A 16,998-nucleotide genomic window follows, 5' to 3' on the forward strand; every position below is an offset into this window, starting at 1 on the left:
TGGTATGAGCGGCGAGCAGGAACTCGGCATCACCGAGAGCAAGGAGCACAGTCCCGGCGAGTGGTACGCCGAGGTCGTCCGGAAGGCCGGCCTCGCGGACTACGCGCCGATGGGCGGGTTCATCGTTACCCGTCCTCGCGGCTACGCGCTGTGGGAGCGACTACAGGACCACCTCGACGGCTGGTTCAAGGAGACGGGCGTCGACAACGCTTACTTCCCGCTTTTCATCCCCGAGTCGTATCTCGAACGGGAGAAGGACATCGTCGAGGGGTTCGACCCCGAAGTCGCGTGGGTCACCCACGGCGGCCACGACGAACTCGAAGAGCGGCTCGCCGTGCGACCGACCAGCGAGTCCATCATCGCACCGTTCATGGCCGAGTGGGTTCGCAGCTACCGCGATTTACCCCTGCGGCTGAACCAGTGGTGTAGCGTCGTCCGCTGGGAGGCCACCGAGACGAAGCCGTTCTTCCGGACCAAGGAGTTCCTCTGGCAGGAGGGCCACACCGCCCACGCCACCAGCGAGGACGCCTGGGAGGAGACGATGACCCGACTCGGCCAGTACGAGCGACTGTACGAGGAGGTCATGGCAATCCCCGGGATGACCGGCCGCAAGCCCGAACACGACAAGTTCCCCGGCGCCCATACGACGACGACTATCGAGGCATTGATGCCCGACGGAAAGTCGGTACAGGCCGGCACCTCCCATCACCTCGGTACCTCCTTCGCGGAGGCCTTCGACATCACCTACACCGACGAGGACGAGGACGAACGCATCGCCCACACCACCTCGTGGGGGCTGTCGTGGCGCGCACTCGGCGCGCTCATCATGACCCACTCCGACGACCAAGGGCTCGTCATCCCGCCCGCGCTGGCGCCCACGCAGGTCGTCGTCGTCCCCATCTGGCAGGCCGACACCGAAGACGAGGTCAAGGAGTACGCCGCCGGTCTCGCCGCGGACCTTGACGAACAGTTCCGCGTGGAGCTCGACGACCGCGACGAGCGCAACCCCGGCTTCAAGTTCAACGAACACGAGCTCAACGGCATCCCACTCCGCATCGAAATCGGCCCCAACGAGGTCGAAGACGGCGAAGCTACTCTCGTCCACCGCCCCGACGGCGAAAGCGAAGTCGCCGACGCCGACAGTATCGTCGAGTCGGTCGAGGAGGCGTTGGAGACAGTGTACGCCAAACTGTACGCTGCCGCCGAGGAGAACCTCGAAGAGAACATCCGCGAGGCCCACGGCCGCGGCGAAATCCTCGGCACCATCGGTCAACACGGCGGCTACGTCAAGACCGGCTGGTGTGGTGACGAGGAGTGTGAGACGGCCATCAAGGACGAAATCGCCGCCGAAATCGTGATGCTGCCCCTCGACGAGGACGAGGAGCCAGTCCACGACACCTGCGGTATCTGTGAGGAGGAAGCCGTCGAGACGGCGTACTTCGCGAAGAGTTACTGAGCGCGCGGCTCGATTTTTGGTCGGCGCCTACAACAGCCGTGAAATCACGAGCAGCAGCGCGAACAGATACGTCAGCGCCACCAGCACGTTGCGACGATTCGCCCCGGGGCGCATCCCCGGGAGTGTCACGACCAAGCCGACGGTCGGGACCCCGCGGATACGCATCAGGACTCGCCGGACACGGTCGTGTCGTCGGCGTCGTCTGACTCATCGGTGTCTTCGTCCGTGGACTCGCTTTCGACGTCGCTCGTCGAGGAGTCCGTTTCGTCGGCGCTCGCTCCGGAGGTCTCTCCGTCCGTCGTGTCGTCGGTCGAAGTGTCGCCGTCAGTCGTCCCTTCGTCTGTCGTCTCGTCGTCTGCCGTGTCCTCATCTACCGTCTCATCGTCGGTGACTTCCCCGTCAGTGTCGCCATCGTCGGCGGGTGAGGAGTCGTCCGCGGATTCGTCGCCGGAGTCGGTCGATTCGGTTTCGACACCGTCCTCCGTCGAGTCGCCCGCTTGCTCGTCGGTAGCTTGTTCACCGTCGTCGGTGGCTTGCTCACCATCGTCGACGGACTGTTCGTCGGTTTCTGGCGTCTCGGTGTCACCGTCGGTCGAGTCAGCACCGTCGTCGGTCTGCTCTTCGGCCTCGGCGTCGGTACCGGCGTCCTCGTCGTCCGCGGAATCGTCGGCACTGTCGGCGTCGGTACCGGCGTCCTCGTCGTCCGCGGAATCGTCGGCACTGTCGGCGTCGGTACCGGCAGCGTCCGCCTCGCCGGCGTCTTCCGGCGTTTCGGCCTCGGATTCGCCATCACTGGACCCGTCAGTGGATTGCGAATCAGTACCGGACTCGTCTTCGGTCGTTGAACCGTCTCCCTCGTCGTTCGACTCGGAAGCGTTCTCGGCCGATTTCTCGATGGTTTCTCCGTCCGCGGTGGTCCCGTCGTCGGAGCCGTTTTCGACCGTCGAGGCGTCGGTATCGCTACCGTTGTCGTCGCCACTGGGTCCACTTTCACGTGTGGGCGTGGGCGCTCCCCCCGCGGCCGACGCTGGTGAGAACGCTTCGGTCGAGCGCTCCGTCTCGTTGGCGTCCTCGGTCGGCTGGACTGGCGGCGCCACGTCGGCACTGACGGGGACGGTCACCGATTCTTGGTCGGACAGCAGCGCGGCCGTTCCGCCGGCGGAACCGACCGTCGCGGCGACGAACACCGCCACGATGGCGATGGCGACGGCGATGTCGTTTGCCATCTCAGTCACCTCCGGGGGTTCCGTCGGCGTCCGGGTCCGTCACGGCAACCGGTTCGGCGTCCTGCCGGCGAGTACGGAGACGCTCCCGGCCCACCAGCGCGGCGACCAGCAGGAATCCGACGAGTGCGCCGGTGAACACACCGACGCCGACGGCACTCGGGACGCCGGTTCGGCTCACTTCCATGAAGAGCACGTAGCCGGCGTACGCGGCGAAGGCCAACAGCACCCAGAACGTCAGTGTCAGGTCGAATCCAGCGACTTCGACGGTCTTCTGTGGTGACGTTCCAGAGGGCTTGCCTTCGGCATCGGTAGCCCCTTCGGCAGGCGAACTCCCGTCGGAGACGCTCGCTCCACCGTCCGTTGCCGCGCTCGTGGTGACGTGTTCTTCCTCTGGGTCACGGAGGAAACGGTACGCCTCCATGCCACCGAGAAGGACCAGCGGCACCACGACCAACAGCACGAATCCGAGGGTCGTGTTCGCCCACAGGATGACGTACCCGATGAGCGGGATGACGACGATGACACTGCCGAGCACCTGTTCGGGGGCGACGAGTCCGGCGTCGGCGTTCTCGTTGGCGTCGCCTTTCGTTCGGTAGGCGCCGTCGACTTCCTCGACGATTCGGTGGGTCGTCGGCACCTCGTTGCCCGTCCGGTAGGTGATGACGTCGCCGACCGCGACCGGACCGCTGGCGACGATGACTACGTCACCGGGCGAGATGGCCGGTTCCATGCTCCCCGAGAGGACGACGAACCCGTGGTCGGCGCCGATGGTCTGGGGCACCGCGAACACCACGAACGGAACGACGAGTGCCACCAGGAGGACGAAGCCGACAACGGCCGCGATACGGCGTGCCCGACCGCTGGTGGCCGGTCCGGGCTCCTCCGGAGCCGGTTCCCGTTCCGGTTGGGTGTCGCTCGTCGTCGTCTCCTCGGTTGCGGTGGTTTCGTCGGTCATTGGTTCTCCTCCTCACAGTCGGTCGAGCAGACGGCGACGGTGACGTGGCTGATAGCCTTGCCGTCATCGGCGTACAACAGGCCGCCATCTTCGAGCGACGCCGTGTCGTTGGTTGGCTGCTCCCCAGCGGTGTAGGGCCGTGGGTCACCGGGTCCCGCCTTGATGCCCACCTCACACAGGGCTGGAGGCGTTCCCCCGTCGGTCCGTCGGAGGCGGAACGCGACCGCCGTGGTTTCGGTGCCGTCGTCCTTCTCCACCGTGTCGTAAATCTCGATTTCGTAGCCGTCGCCCCCTTCGCTGAACGCGTAGACACCCGGTTCGATGTAGCTGTCACCGATTCCGGGTTCCTCTCCGTCCTCGAGTTCCAGCTTCCCGAGCGAGTCACAGCACACACAGGGGTCGTAGGTGTCACAGCTCGGCCGCCGTGGGAACGGGTTCGCTCTCGTCTCGTCGTTTCGGCACTGAACGCCGTAGACGTCGAACGACAGCTCGGTGGCGTCGGTTCCGACGTACCCTTCGTCGAGCCAGTACTCGACGAGGAGACACAGTTCGTCGGTCAGACAGTCGACCGGAGCGGTCGAAGCGTCGGCATCGAGCAGTTCTCCGTTCCGCAGTCCGTCGGCGACGGAGCGAAGCGAGCCGTCGGCGATGGTGTCGCCGCGAGCACCGGTCGTACAATCGGCATACGAGAGCCGAACCGAGAGGTGTTCCGACAGCGCCGACGCCGGCGGACAGTCCAACCGGAGCCAGACGGCGGCCGGGTTGTTGATGGTCTCCGAGAGGTCCGGAAGGGAGACGCTGACGAGCGCCGTCCCGCTGTCGTCGCTCGCGGTGAGTCCGGCCACGGGGAGTTCGAGCGTCGTCCCGCTGTGGCTCCCAGTGGTGCCGGCGTTCGGTCCGGCCAGCACCTCGTAGCCGACCGCGAGGTCGACGGCGCCGGCGCCGATGGCGCTCGTGAGGCGTTCGTCGTCGTCCAACAGGGCGGCCGTCCCGCCGCCGGTGACCACGCCCGCTCCGCCGGCCGTGGCGAGTGCCGCCAACACGCGGCGTCTGCTGAGCGTCATTCGGTCACCTCCATCGTGAAGGGGTTCTCGCCGCCACAGGGGACGCCGGCGAAGGCGATGTCGAACCCGACGCTGTCGGTTTGGACAATGTTGCCCGCACCCAGCGGGACTCGCCACGACAGCGAAATACACCGAATCGAACCGACGGACAGACAGTCGATTGCGAGTTCGCCATCGTTTGCCAGCTCCCCCGCGAACGCCGACTTCATCGACCCCTCGGCGATAGCGGTTTCGCCGAAGCCAGCCATCGGTTGGAACTCGCCATCACAACTGCCCCCCGGCACGCCGTCACGCCAGAGGACGACTTCGGTCGCGGCACCGAGTTCCCCCTCGTCACTGTCGGGGTCGTCTCCGGCCGCGAGTTCGGGACCGTTGACGCGGTTTTCCTCATCCTCGGTCACCGCCGCGCGCACGTAGACATCGAGTGGTTCTGCGCCCTCGTCGTCGACGACTTCGAGTCCGACGACCAAGGTACCGCTGTCTCCGGGGACGACGTTCGAAAGCGAGACGACCGGGCCGCTGGCTTCGAGGACGTATTCGGGGTCCGTCGCCGGGTCGAGGGCGTCGGTGAGCCTCACCTCGTCCGTTCCGTTGTGGTGTTCGAGGAACGCGCCGTTGTATCGCTCGTACCACGCGACGCGGAGCCGGCGGTCGTCGGTGTCCGGTGCCGCGTATGTGTATCTCGTGAACGTGGGTTCGGCCGGCCGAGCCGCGGCGATGCCGCCGGCTGCGAGCGTCCCCCCTCCGATTCCCGCCAGCAGTTGTCGTCGTGTGAATTGCATTTCATCAGTCTCCGGCCGCAGTCGGCCGCTCGTGTTGCTCTCCCACTGGGGAGGATATCGCATAGGTATGGGTCGAGTGTCGCCTCGCCGCTGGGCGGTAGGGTGTTCGTACCGCCGCCGATACAACGGCTACGGCGACTCGACGTGTGCGGAGTCGAACCCCCTACGCCAGCGTGGGACGGTGACAGGGCGTGTCCAGTCGCCTAGGACTTAGGACAGCGCCGGCCCGCTGCCGTCGTTGTGCCGTGCCTGCTCGGTGTAGAAGCCGAGGTCGAATCCGAGCGTGTCGCCCTGCACCTCGTTGCCGGCCTCGAAGGGCAGTTCCCACGACAGCGCGACACAGTGCATCACGCCGTCGCCGCGGAACGGCTCGCGGCCCGGGTCGTCTGCAGGGTCCTCCAGCTCGTCGTACAACGTGGCGCGGTTGCCGTCGAGCGGGATGCCGTTGCCGTCGGCCAGTTCGGCGAGGATGTTGCCCAACGAATCCTGCATGATGACCTTCTCCGCGACGGTCTGGGCCGCGAGGCTGCCGAACACACTCGGGATGTCGAGGGGGTCGTCGACGTCGTTGAAGAACGCCGGGTCACCGCCGGAGCCGCCGGCCGGTCCCGCCATCGCCTGTAGCGTGCTGGCGCTGCCGTTGACGTTGATCGTGTAGACGTCCGTTTCCGGCGCCGGAGACGCTGCTCGCGCGTCGCTCGCAGCGCCGGTCGGCGACGAGAACTGGGTGCTACCGGTGCCGTTGAACGACTCGCCGTCCGAGAGGACGATGTTCCGCTTTTCGGCGCCGCTCCGCCCGTTGGTGGCCAGTTCGTCCTGTGCGTCGTCGACGCCCTCGCCGATGTAGGTGCCAGTCGCGATACTGCTCGCGTTCGAGAACGGGTCCGGGTCGCCGTCGCCGTCGAACGGCGTCGAGCCGGGGCCGCCGCTGACGACGTTCGCGAGTTTCTGTCGGAGTCCGGACAGCGCTCCATCGACGACCGAGAGGTCCGTCGTCATCGACTGTAAGATGCCGGTCCGTGGCTCGGTATCGTCGCTTCCCTCGCCGTCGAAGTACGCGATGCCGATGTTCACGTCGGAGCCCTGCGACTGCAGGTAGTCGACGAACTGTCGGGCACCGAGTTCGACGAGGTCGATTTTCGTCGTCTCGTCGTAGGTGGTGCCGTAGATCTCGATGTCGTCGTCGCTGACGACGCCGCCGTACTGGTCGTACAGCATCGAGCCGGAGAAATCCAACGTGAGCATGATGTCGACCGGCTCGGCGCCGTCGTAGACGTTGTCGCAGTCCTCGTCGTACCACAGCGTCGCCTGGATGGCGTCGCCGAGGTCTCCGAGGTTGTCGGGGTCGACCAGCAGCTCGGGTTCGGCGGCGACACCGCCGTCTTCGCTGACGTTACCGGCCTGCATCCAGACGTAGCCGGGATTGTCACAGAGGTGTAGCGAGAAGGTAATCTCGCCGGAATCTCCGGGTTTGACGTCAGTGAGCTGGACCAGCGTCTCCATTTCCTCGCCCGTCACGGGGTCGGTGCCGAAGTCGGCTTCCGACAGCGGGGGGATGTTCTCGCAGTTCAGCACCGGGAGATTCGCGCCGTTGCTGTCCGGGTCTTCCTCGTCCGGGAAGTCGCTGTATCTGAGTTGGCCGGCGTCGTTGTCTGCGGCGATGGACTGTTCGCCGTCGCCATCGTGGTCGGGGTGGGCGCTGACGAAGGTCAGGCCATCGCCGAAGTCGTAGGTCTGTTGCCAGTCGATGAGCAGGTCGAGTTCGCCGGCAACGAGGCTGTTGTCCACGAAGCTCTCCTCGTCGGAGAAGAACGCGGTGGTGCCGAAGCCGGCGCCCGCGCTTGCGACGCCGACGGCTCCGAGGCCGGCGAGCATGCGACGGCGCGAGAGAGCCATCGGGTTGTTGCTGTTGTTGTCTGTCATGATTGTGTCTCCCCGGTCGGGGAAGCCCACCGGCGGAGTCGAACCGCCGTTTCACGGGGGGTGCCCGTGCCATGCGTCCTCGGACAGCCCAAAGACGTCATGCTCCAAGTGGGGGACCGTAGCTCGGCTGGGGGAGGTGCCCCAGCTCAATCGGCCGAATCAGTCGTCGGCCTCCGCGAACGGGGTCTCGTTGTGGCGGCTCTGTTCGGCGTTGACGCCGATGTCGAAGGCGACCGAATCGCTCTGGACCTCGTTGCCGACCTCGAAGGGCAGTTCCCACTCGAAGCCGATACACTGGGTCGTCGCACCCGGGTAGGGCTGGACGCCCTCCTCTTGGCGGTTGCCGTCGAGGAGCACTCCCTCGGAGAGCTCCTCGAAGACTTCGGCCATCGTTCCGGAGAGGATCTTTTGTTCGCCCTCGAGGACGATTTGTGCGATTTCGGCGTAGACGGTGTCCAGGTCGGCTGGGTCGGGTGCGACGAAGGCGTCGTCGGGCGAACTCGCGAGGCTCTGGAGGAGGCTCGTGTTCGCGCTACCGAGTGCGACGGTGAAGATGCGGATGCCCGCGTTCTTCGCGTCGTTAGCTGCCGTCGTCGCGGCGCTGGCGTTGGAATTGCCGTCGCTCAACAGAATCATCACCTTCGATGCGCCGGGCGTGGCGTTGGTCCCGTTGAGCAGTTCGTCCTCGCCCTCGATGATGCCGGCGGCGATGGACGTGCCACCACCTGCCGTGTAGGCGTTGATGGCGTCCTTGACGGCCTGGTAGTTGGTCGTCAGCTCCTGGTCGGTCGCCGCGCTGGAGTTGAACGAGATTGCGGCGGCTTCGTCCGGCGAGGAGAGGTTGTCGACGAACGTCGTGGCCGCGGTCTTCAGCGAGGACAGCGCCGACCCACCCATCGAACCCGAGACATCGCTGACGAGTGCGACTTCCAGTTCGTTCTGTTGGCCGGTGCCGGTAGGCTCGTAGACGTTGTCGCAGTCCTCGTCGTACCAGACGCAGACCTCGATGGCGTCGGCGAGTTCGCCGACTCCGTCGGTATCTTCGCCCTCGGCGTCCAGCTCGGATTCGGTCTGACCGTTTTCCAAGTTCTCCGTGAGTGCGCCGAACAGCTGGAGGTACGCGGGGTTGTCACAGATGTGGAGACTGATGGTCACCTCGCCGGAGTCGCCGGGTTTCACGTCTTCGAGCGTGAACACCGGGATTCCGTCGCCGTTGACGAGGTACTCGTCGGCTTCGGGCGAACAGAAGTCGAACTGTTCGCCCTGGACGAGGTCCTCCCAGGCCTGCATGTCGGCGGGGCTGGGAGCCTGGTCGAGGAGGTACCGTCCGTCGCCGAGGTCTTCGGCGTCGGGGTAGCCCATCGCTACGACGTCGTCGAGGCGGCCGGGGCCGCCGAGGTACGTCGACTTGTAGTCGAGCTTCAAATCGAGGGTGCCGGCGGTGAGGGTGTTGTCGTCGAAGGATTCGGTGTCGCTGAAGAACGCGGAGGTACCGAGTCCCGCGCCCGCGCTCGCGACGCCGACGGCGCTGATACCGGCCAGCACCTTCCGGCGGGAGAGGCCGTGTGGTTGTGTTTCGTCGCTCATGATTTCGTGTTGTATGGTTGGTTCGGCCCGGGACCCCCGGGTGAGTGTACGCGATTATTCGACGCTGATGTCGAAGGCGACGCCTTCCTCGGCGGTCGTATCGTAGTCGCCTTGGAGCGTGACCGTCACGTCACCGCTGATGGTGAACGCGTTCGCGACGTCTGCCGCGTCGGTGTCGAAGACGAGGTAGGTGACCTCGCGGTCGGGGCCGTCGTTGGACGCCGAAATCGCGTCGGGACCGTTGAGGGCTGTCGGGACGCCGTCGAGGTCGAGTGCGAGGTTCGCCACGGAGACGGTCGCCTCGTCGGCTTTCGTCGTGATGGCGAGTTTGCCGCTCGGTGCGGGGATGCCGCTGCCGACGGTCACGCCGTCGAGGGTGAACGAGGCGTTACCGGAGCCGTCGTAGGTGTAGCTGAACGGGACGGTGTTGCCGGACGACCAGCTGTAGTTGTCGGTGTCGGCGCTGCCGACGTCGGGACCGACAGCGACTTCCCAGGTGGCCGGGCCGCCGCCGTCACCGAAGCGTCCGCGTGCGAAGGAGGTTTCCTGTTCGGTGGCGAACTCCTCTTGTTTGGCGAAGCCGTCACCGGTTCGGGTGGTGATGGTGGGTTCACAGGGGTTGGTCGTCCCGTCGTTGTGGCGGGACTGCAGCGCGTGGAACTCCAGTGCCATCGTCAGGGAGTCGGACTGGATTTCGTTGCCGACCTCGTAGGGGATTTCCCAGAACAGACACAGGCAGGCCCCGGTGATGTACTCCTCATCGGCCTCGACGGCTTCCTCGTCGTACGGGGATTGCTCGCCGGGAGCGAGGCCAGCCACGCCGTCGCCGTCGAGCGCCGCGCCGCCGGAGATGGCCGCGAACACGTCGACGAGCGAGCCGGAGACGATTTCCTCGCCTTCAATGAGTTCTTCGTCGTCCTTCTCACAGTAGGCGAGGCGTGCGTCGATAGCGTCGCCGAGTTCGCCGACCTCGGGCGTGTCGTCGACCGCGCTCTCGGGCTCGGTGATGCCGTTCTCGGCTTGGGTGAGGTCACCGCAGGCCCACATGTAGGAGGGGTTGTCGACGATCTCGAAGCAGAACTCGACGTGCCCGGAGTCGCCGGGTTTGACGTCCTGAAGGTCGTAGAACATCGCCGCGGGGTCGCCGTCTTGGGTCCCCATCGCGGAGTCGGCCATGTTCTCCACCGTGCCGCCGCTGTCGTAGGAGGCTTCGTAGACGACACGCAGGTCGAGCGTGCCTGCGGTGAGGGTGTTGTTCTCGAAGGACTCTTCGTCGCTGAAGAACGCGGAGGTCCCGAGCCCGGCGCCGGCGGAGGCGAGGCCGATGGCACCGAGTCCGGCGAGTGTCTTGCGGCGCGAGAGGCTGTACGTCGTGGGTTGGTTGTCGTCGGTCATGTTGGTTCACTCCCCGCGGGTCGTGGGTCGTCCCCTGACGCCTCGGGATAGGTTTCCCTCTGGGGGGAGGGGTCATAGGTAAAGACAGCGGACCATGCACGGAACATGGCGTTGAGACGGGCTGAACGCCCCGTTTGTCGGGGCGAAAGGATTGCCCTACTCGGCTCAACGGACGGTTTTCGTGCCGGTATGGTCACCGTGCCGGAGGCCTCCAGTCTTACGAAAATACCCGGGTAAAACCGGTATGGTCCCCATGATTATTACCCCTGTCGGCCTCCGTGGGGGCATGTCGAGTGGGGACCGGGTAGCAGCCGGCTACCCAGAACATCGAATCTCGGAGACGACCGTACACCGCGTACTGAGCAGTCCGCGCCGGGCGACGGCGCTTCGGCTGCTCAGTCACGAGGGGACGATGTCGGTTTCGCGGCTCGCCGACGCGGTCGCGGCAGCCGAAGCGGGCTGTGACCAGCCCCCGTCGCCGCTTCGTGAGAGCGTGTACAACTCGCTGCGACAGACCCACGTCCCGCGGTTGGCCGACCTCGGGTTGGTGTCCTACGACGCCGACAGCCGGGAGGTTCGGGCGCTCGCCGCGGCTCGGTCGGTTCGACACTACGCCACGCCCGTCGCGATGTTCGGTATTTCGTGGACGGAGCTGTATCGTGCCATCGGCATCCTCGGGCTCTGTCTCGTCGTCGGCGCGTTGGCGGGCCTTCCGGTGGTGTCGCTTCTCGACCCGCTGCTGTGGGCTAGCGCGGCGCTGGCGCTGCTCGCTGGGACCTCGCTGTGTCACCTGCTCGCTGATCGACGCAGACTGCGTTCGCTCACCGAACCCGGGGGACCGTAACCCGCTCACACCAGATATGGCAACCATCTATAAGTGGTGTATATACCACATTGATGCGTTTACTTCGAACAGAGGGGGAGAGATATGGTAGCGATAGCCGCAGATAAGGGGGGAACTGGGGGGACCGATTCCGACAACTCCGGTGGTTCCGACGGCTCCGAGTCGGAATCGCTTTCGACGGAAGCGGTGTTCGAGACGCTGAGTAGTCAGCGGCGGCGGTACACGCTTCACTACCTCAAACAGCGACAGGAACCGGTGACGGTTCGGGACCTCTCCGAACAAGTCGCCGCGTGGGAGAACGGCATCGACCGCGAGTCGGTGACGCCGAAACTCCGAAAACGGGTGTACACGGCGCTCCATCAGACCCACCTCCCGAAGATGTCGCAACTGGAGGTGATCGAGTACGACAGCGACCGGGGCGTCGTCGGGATGACGCCCCACGTCAGCCAACTCGACATCTATCTCGACATCGTGCCGTCGGACGACCTCCCGTGGAGTCAGTTCTATCTCGGACTCGGCGCCGTGTTCACCGCCCTCGTCACCGTCGCGGTGCTCGGGATTCGACCGTTCGATTCGGTACCGGGGTTCGGCTACGCGTTGTGTATCGCGCTCACAGTGTCGAGTATCGGGGCGTATCATACGGTCCGTGACCGCCGCTCCCGACTGGGTGGTAACGACGACCCGGTCGAGGAAATCGTCCCACCACTGGAGTCCCGGGAGATAGCCGACTCGGCCGCCGCTGACGACTGAGTCGCCCGCTCGTTCGACAGGGAAATATTATATTTCCTGACATTATATTGCCTTATATGGGGTAAACTAACCTTTAGTCTTTGAGGGGAAGCCTCTTATTGAGGTGTTCGTGAGTGTGTGGTATGCCTGAGCGAATCGACTCCTCTACGGGTTCGGCCGGACTCGTAGACTCCGACGACTACCGCGCCAACTGCGGAGTAGGCGTCGTCATGGACCTCGACGGCGGCGTCTCCCACGGAACCGTCGCGGACGGTATCGAACTACTCGAAAACCTCGAACACCGCGGAACGACGGGTGCCGACGAAGGCACCGGCGACGGTGCTGGAATCATGCTCCAGACGCCCCACGACTTCTTCGCCGACGAAATCGACGACCTCCCCGAGCCCGGTGAGTACGCCGTCGGCTCGCTGTTCATGCCGCAGGACGCCGACGAGGCCGCACATCTACAGGACCTCGTCGAGTCCGTCCTCGCCGAGCACGGACTCGACGTGTTCGCCTGGCGCGAGGTGCCGACGGACAACAGCGAGTTGGGACGGACCGCGACCGAGTCCGAACCCGCTGTCGTCCAGTGTTTCGTCCGCTCTGACCTCGACGACGACGCCTTCGACCGCGCGCTGTACGTCGGCCGCCGCGACCTCGAAAACACCATCGAGGAGCGTCGCCCCGACGGCTCCGGCCGCTTCTACGTCTGCTCTCTGGACCGCGACACCGTCGTCTACAAGGGACTTCTGACCGCCGAGCAACTCCCGGCCTACTACCCCGAACTCGAAGACGAACGCGTAAAATCCGTCTTCGCGATGGTCCACGCCCGGTTCTCGACGAACACCCTCGGCGCGTGGCACCTCGCCCACCCCTACCGCAACATCATCCACAACGGCGAGTTCAACACGATTCAGGGTAACATCAACTGGATGCGCGCCCGCGAGGACGACCTCGAAGACGAGGCCTTCGGCGACGACATCGAGACGCTGCGGCCCATCATCAACGACCCGAACCAATCGGACACCGCCTCCGTCGACAACGCCCTCGAACTGCTGATGCAGGGTGACCGCGACATGCCGCACGCCCTCCGGATGCTCATCCCCGAGGCGTGGCGCGGGGAAGCCAACCGCGTCCCCGAAGAGCGCCGGGAGTGGTACGACTACCACGCCTCCTTGGTCGAACCGTGGGACGGTCCCGCCCTCGTCGCCGCGACCGACGGCGAGCGCGTCGGCGCCGTGCTGGACCGAAACGGCCTCCGTCCCTGCCGCTACGACGTGACCAGCGACAACACGCTCGTGATGGCCAGCGAGGCCGGCGCCCTCGAACACGACTTCGGCGATATCGTGCGACGGGACCGACTTCAGCCCGGACAGTTGTTCCTCGCCGACCCCGAGGAGGGCCGCGTCATCCCCGACGAGGAAATCTTCGACGACCTCGTCGACGACAAGTACGCCGAGTGGGTCGACGACGAGCAGGTCACCATCGACGACATCGCCAACTCCGACGACGCCCTGCCGCGAGACGACGTGTCGGGGCTTCGCGCCCATCAGGCGCTGTACGGCTACACTCACGACGAGATGAACCACCTCCTGGAGCCGATGGCCCGAGACGGGAAGGACCCCGTCGGCTCGATGGGCGACGACACGCCGCTCAGTGTCCTCTCGCAGTTCAACCGCCCGCTTTTCACCTACTTCAAACAGCTGTTCGCACAGGTGACGAACCCGCCGCTGGACTACATCCGCGAGGAACTCGTCACCTCCCTGGAATCGCGTCTCGGCCACCAACGGAACCTGCTGGACGAGACGCCGGCTCACGCCCGACAGCTCGTCGTCGACTCGCCCGTCCTGACCGACGCGAAGACGGCGTCCATCAAGGACCTCGCAGGCGACGACGGCGAACTCTCGACGTACGTCCTCGACATCACCTACGACCCCGACGGCGACCTCGAAGCGGCCGTCGAGTCCATCCGCGAGGAAGCCACCGAGGCCGCACAGGACCACGACATCATCGTGCTGTCGGACCGTGAGGCCAGCCCCGACGCCCTGCCGATTCCTGCGCTGTTGGCGACCGGCGGCGTCCACCACCACCTCGTCCGCAACGGCCTCCGAAACCACGTCGGCATCGTACTGGAATCGGGCGACCCGCGTGCGGTTCATCACGTTGCGACCTGCATCGGCTACGGCGCCGGTGCGGTCAATCCCTACCTCGCCTACCAGTCCATCACGGACCTCGTCGCCGGCCCCGACGGCGCCGACGAGGAGAAGGCAATCGAGGCCTACATCAAGGCCGTCGAGGACGGCTTGCTCAAGACGATGGCGAAGATGGGCATCTCGACGGTCGAATCCTATCAGGGCGCCCAGATTTTCGAGGCCGTCGGCCTCGATTCCGACTTCGTCGCCGAGTACTTCGAAGGGACGACCGCCCGAACGGAGGGCGTCGACATCGAGGACATCGAGTCGGACCTCCGGAAACGCTACGAGATTGCCTTCGGCGACGACCCCGACCTCGAACACCAGGGCGAGTACGAACACCGCTCCTCGGGGATGTTCCACGAGTGGAACCCCGAGACGGTCGGGACGCTCCAGAAGGCCGTCCGGCAGGGCGACTACGAGCAGTACCGGGAGTTCGCCGAGTTGATGAACGACCAGACGGAGAACCTCCAGACGCTCCGCGGCCTGCTCGAGTTCGATTCCGACCGCGACCCCGTCGACATCGACGACGTCGAACCCGTCGAAGACATCGTCAAGCGCTTCTCGACGGCCGCGATGAGTCTCGGCAGCCTCTCGCCGGAGGCCCACGAGAACAACTCCATCGCGATGAACCGCCTCGGCGGCAAGTCCAACACCGGCGAGGGCGGCGAACCGCCCGAGCGGTTCAACACCGAAAAGGAGTGCAGCGTCAAGCAGGTCGCCTCCGGCCGATTCGGCGTCACCTCTGATTACCTCACCAACGCCAACGAGATTCAAATCAAGATGGCGCAAGGCTCCAAGCCCGGTGAGGGCGGCCACCTTCCCGGCCGGAAGGTCAACGAGATGATTGCCCACGTCCGGTACTCGACGCCGGGGGTCGGGCTCATCTCGCCGCCGCCGCTGCACGACATCTACTCCATTGAGGACCTCAAGCAACTCATCCACGACCTGAAGGCCGCAAACCCCGACGCGGACATCAACGTCAAACTGGTCTCGGAGGCCGGCATCGGTACGATTGCGGCGGGGGTTGCGAAGGCCAACGCCGACGTAGTACACATCTCCGGACACTCCGGCGGGACCGGCGCTTCACCGAAAACCTCGATTAAGAACGCCGGCCTGCCGTGGGAACTCGGGCTCGCCGAAGCTAACCAGATGCTGTGTTCGACCGACCTCCGCTCGCGCATCCGCGTCACCGTCGACGGCGGAATGAAGACCGGCTACGACGTGGCCGTCGGCGCCTTGCTCGGCGCCGAGGAGTACGTCTTCGGCACCGCGCCGCTCGTGACCTCCGGCTGTGTGATGGCCCGACAGTGCCACGAGAACACCTGTCCGGTCGGCGTCGCGACCCAACGCGAGGAACTCCGCCAGCGGTTCCCCGGCGAACCACAGCACGTCGTCAACTACATGACGTTCATCGCTCAGGAACTGCGGGAAATCATGGCCGACCTCGGCTTCGAAACCGTCGAGGAGATGGTGGGTCAGGTCGACACCCTCCGACAGCGCGACGACGTCCAACAGGAGAAGGCGAAAAAGCTCGACCTCTCGGCGATTCTCGCCGAACCCGCGGGCAACCAGCGGACGAAGACGGACCCCCAGGCCCACGAAATCGACGAGGCCCTCGACTGGGACCTCATCGAGGCGGCCGAGGATGCCATCGAAACCGGCGAACCGGTCCACATCGACAGCGACATCTCGAACGTCAACCGGGCGGTCGGCGCGACGCTGTCGAACCGCATCTCGAAGGCCTACGGCACCGAGGGCCTGCCAGACGACACTATCACCGTCGACTTCGGCGGCACCGCTGGACAGAGCTTCGGCGCGTTCCTGCAGGACGGCGTGACGATGCAGTTGACCGGCACCGCGAACGACTACGTCGGCAAGGGGCTCTCCGGCGGCAAACTCGTCGTCAACACGCCCAACGACGCCCCCTACGAACCCGAGAAGAACATCCTCATCGGCAACGTCGCGCTGTACGGCGCCACGCAGGGTGAGGCCTACATCAACGGGATGGCCGGCGAGCGCTTCGGCGTCCGCAACTCCGGCGTGAAAGCCGTTGTCGAGTCGGTCGGCGACCACGGCTGTGAGTACATGACCGGCGGCGTCGTCGCCTGTCTCGGCGAGACGGGCAAGAACTTCGCCGCCGGCATGTCCGGCGGCGTCGCCTACGTCCTCGACCGCGAGGGCGACTTCGAGGAGAAGGTCAACTATGGGATGGTGTCGACGACCGACGACCTCGACGCGAAGGACCGCGAGATGCTCCGGCGCCTGCTGGAGAACCACGTCGCCTACACCGATTCGGACCGCGCCGAGTACATCCTCGACAACTGGGAGGAGGAACTGCCGAAGTTCGTGAAGGTGTTGCCCGACGCCTACGCCGACATCATCGAAGAGCGCGAGGAGGCCGACGTGCGCACCGAACTGCCGGATTCGGCGACCCCCGACGCCGCGGCCGACCAGCCGGGTCACGTGGCGAGCGACGACTAGAAGCACCCACTTTTTGCACGAGAACGCGGGTCGCGCGCCGGACGGCGCGCGACACCGGTTGCGTGGCGGCGAAGCCGCCACGTAGTAAGGTTGCGGGCAAAGCCCGCAACCCACACGGCAAAAACTTGGGAAAAATAGCGCGTACTCCTTTTGTTCGCTTCGCTCGGCGTATACTACCGTCCGTTGTATGCTTAGCATCCGCGAGCGACCGTAGGGAGTGAGCGGTTCGCCGTGCCGAGCGATAGCGAGGCGCGGGACCGAGGCCGGACCGTAGGGAGGGCCGACGTGTCTTTTTCATGAACGTTTTTGCCGGCGCGCGCAGCGCGCCGTGCAAAAAGGTTCGTTTGGATGGGTTTGTCAC

12 protein-coding genes are annotated in these 16,998 nt (G+C 65.5%); 4 read left to right on the forward strand and 8 right to left on the reverse strand.

Annotated features, from left to right (window positions below):
- The first annotated feature begins 4 nt into the window (after positions 1-4).
- Positions 5-1,456 (forward strand): proline--tRNA ligase, encoded by a 1,452-nt coding sequence (gene proS, locus HWX69_RS07390; protein WP_178916435.1) that lies wholly within the window; start codon positions 5-7, stop codon positions 1,454-1,456.
- A 27-nt stretch (positions 1,457-1,483) separates the two neighbouring features.
- Here proS and HWX69_RS07395 read toward each other — a convergent pair whose 3' ends face one another.
- The 8 genes from HWX69_RS07395 to HWX69_RS07430 all read right to left on the reverse strand — a co-directional run bounded on the left by HWX69_RS07395 (position 1,484) and on the right by HWX69_RS07430 (position 10,388).
- On the reverse strand, positions 1,484-1,621 hold the full coding sequence (locus HWX69_RS07395; RefSeq protein ID WP_178916436.1) for a hypothetical protein: 138 nt from the start codon (positions 1,619-1,621) through the stop codon (positions 1,484-1,486).
- The gene (locus HWX69_RS07400; RefSeq protein WP_178916437.1) at positions 1,621-2,682 is read right to left on the reverse strand and encodes a putative sodium/potassium/calcium exchanger; all 1,062 of its coding nucleotides are present in this window, start codon (positions 2,680-2,682) and stop codon (positions 1,621-1,623) included. Before HWX69_RS07400 ends, HWX69_RS07395 begins: the two co-directional genes overlap by 1 nt.
- A gap of 1 nt (position 2,683) precedes the next feature.
- On the reverse strand, positions 2,684-3,637 hold the full coding sequence (locus tag HWX69_RS07405; RefSeq protein WP_178916438.1) for a signal peptidase I: 954 nt from the start codon (positions 3,635-3,637) through the stop codon (positions 2,684-2,686).
- Complete coding sequence (locus tag HWX69_RS07410; RefSeq protein WP_178916439.1) at positions 3,634-4,701, reverse strand: hypothetical protein; 1,068 nt, start codon at positions 4,699-4,701, stop codon at positions 3,634-3,636. The genes HWX69_RS07405 and HWX69_RS07410 overlap by 4 nt, the downstream gene beginning before the upstream one ends.
- Positions 4,698-5,483: a hypothetical protein gene (locus HWX69_RS07415; RefSeq protein ID WP_178916440.1), complete on the reverse strand. Its 786-nt coding sequence runs from the start codon at positions 5,481-5,483 to the stop codon at positions 4,698-4,700. Before HWX69_RS07415 ends, HWX69_RS07410 begins: the two co-directional genes overlap by 4 nt.
- Positions 5,484-5,693: 210 nt before the next feature.
- A complete protein-coding gene (locus tag HWX69_RS07420; RefSeq protein ID WP_178916441.1) occupies positions 5,694-7,406 on the reverse strand; it encodes a vWA domain-containing protein in 1,713 nt (570 codons plus the stop codon).
- A 159-nt stretch (positions 7,407-7,565) separates the two neighbouring features.
- Positions 7,566-8,993: a vWA domain-containing protein gene (locus tag HWX69_RS07425; protein ID WP_178916442.1), complete on the reverse strand. Its 1,428-nt coding sequence runs from the start codon at positions 8,991-8,993 to the stop codon at positions 7,566-7,568.
- Between the two features lie 54 nt (positions 8,994-9,047).
- Positions 9,048-10,388 carry a choice-of-anchor W domain-containing protein gene (locus tag HWX69_RS07430; RefSeq protein WP_178916443.1) on the reverse strand — a complete coding sequence of 447 codons (1,341 nt, stop codon included), beginning with the start codon at positions 10,386-10,388 and terminating at the stop codon, positions 9,048-9,050.
- Positions 10,389-10,674: 286 nt separating this feature from the next.
- Here HWX69_RS07430 and HWX69_RS07435 point away from each other — a divergent pair, with 286 nt between their 5' ends.
- The 3 genes from HWX69_RS07435 (at position 10,675) to gltB (ending at position 16,637) form a co-directional block, all read left to right on the forward strand.
- Positions 10,675-11,232, forward strand: a complete 558-nt coding sequence (locus tag HWX69_RS07435; RefSeq protein WP_178916444.1) for a DUF7344 domain-containing protein — start codon at positions 10,675-10,677, stop codon at positions 11,230-11,232.
- A gap of 84 nt (positions 11,233-11,316) precedes the next feature.
- Positions 11,317-11,982, forward strand: coding sequence for a DUF7344 domain-containing protein (locus HWX69_RS07440; RefSeq protein WP_178916445.1), 666 nt, complete (start codon positions 11,317-11,319; stop codon positions 11,980-11,982).
- A gap of 122 nt (positions 11,983-12,104) precedes the next feature.
- Positions 12,105-16,637, forward strand: coding sequence for a glutamate synthase large subunit (gltB, locus tag HWX69_RS07445; RefSeq protein WP_178916446.1), 4,533 nt, complete (start codon positions 12,105-12,107; stop codon positions 16,635-16,637).
- The last annotated feature ends 361 nt before the right edge of the window (positions 16,638-16,998 follow it).

The organism is Natronomonas gomsonensis (assembly GCF_013391635.1).
Lineage (GTDB): Archaea > Halobacteriota > Halobacteria > Halobacteriales > Haloarculaceae > Natronomonas > Natronomonas gomsonensis_A.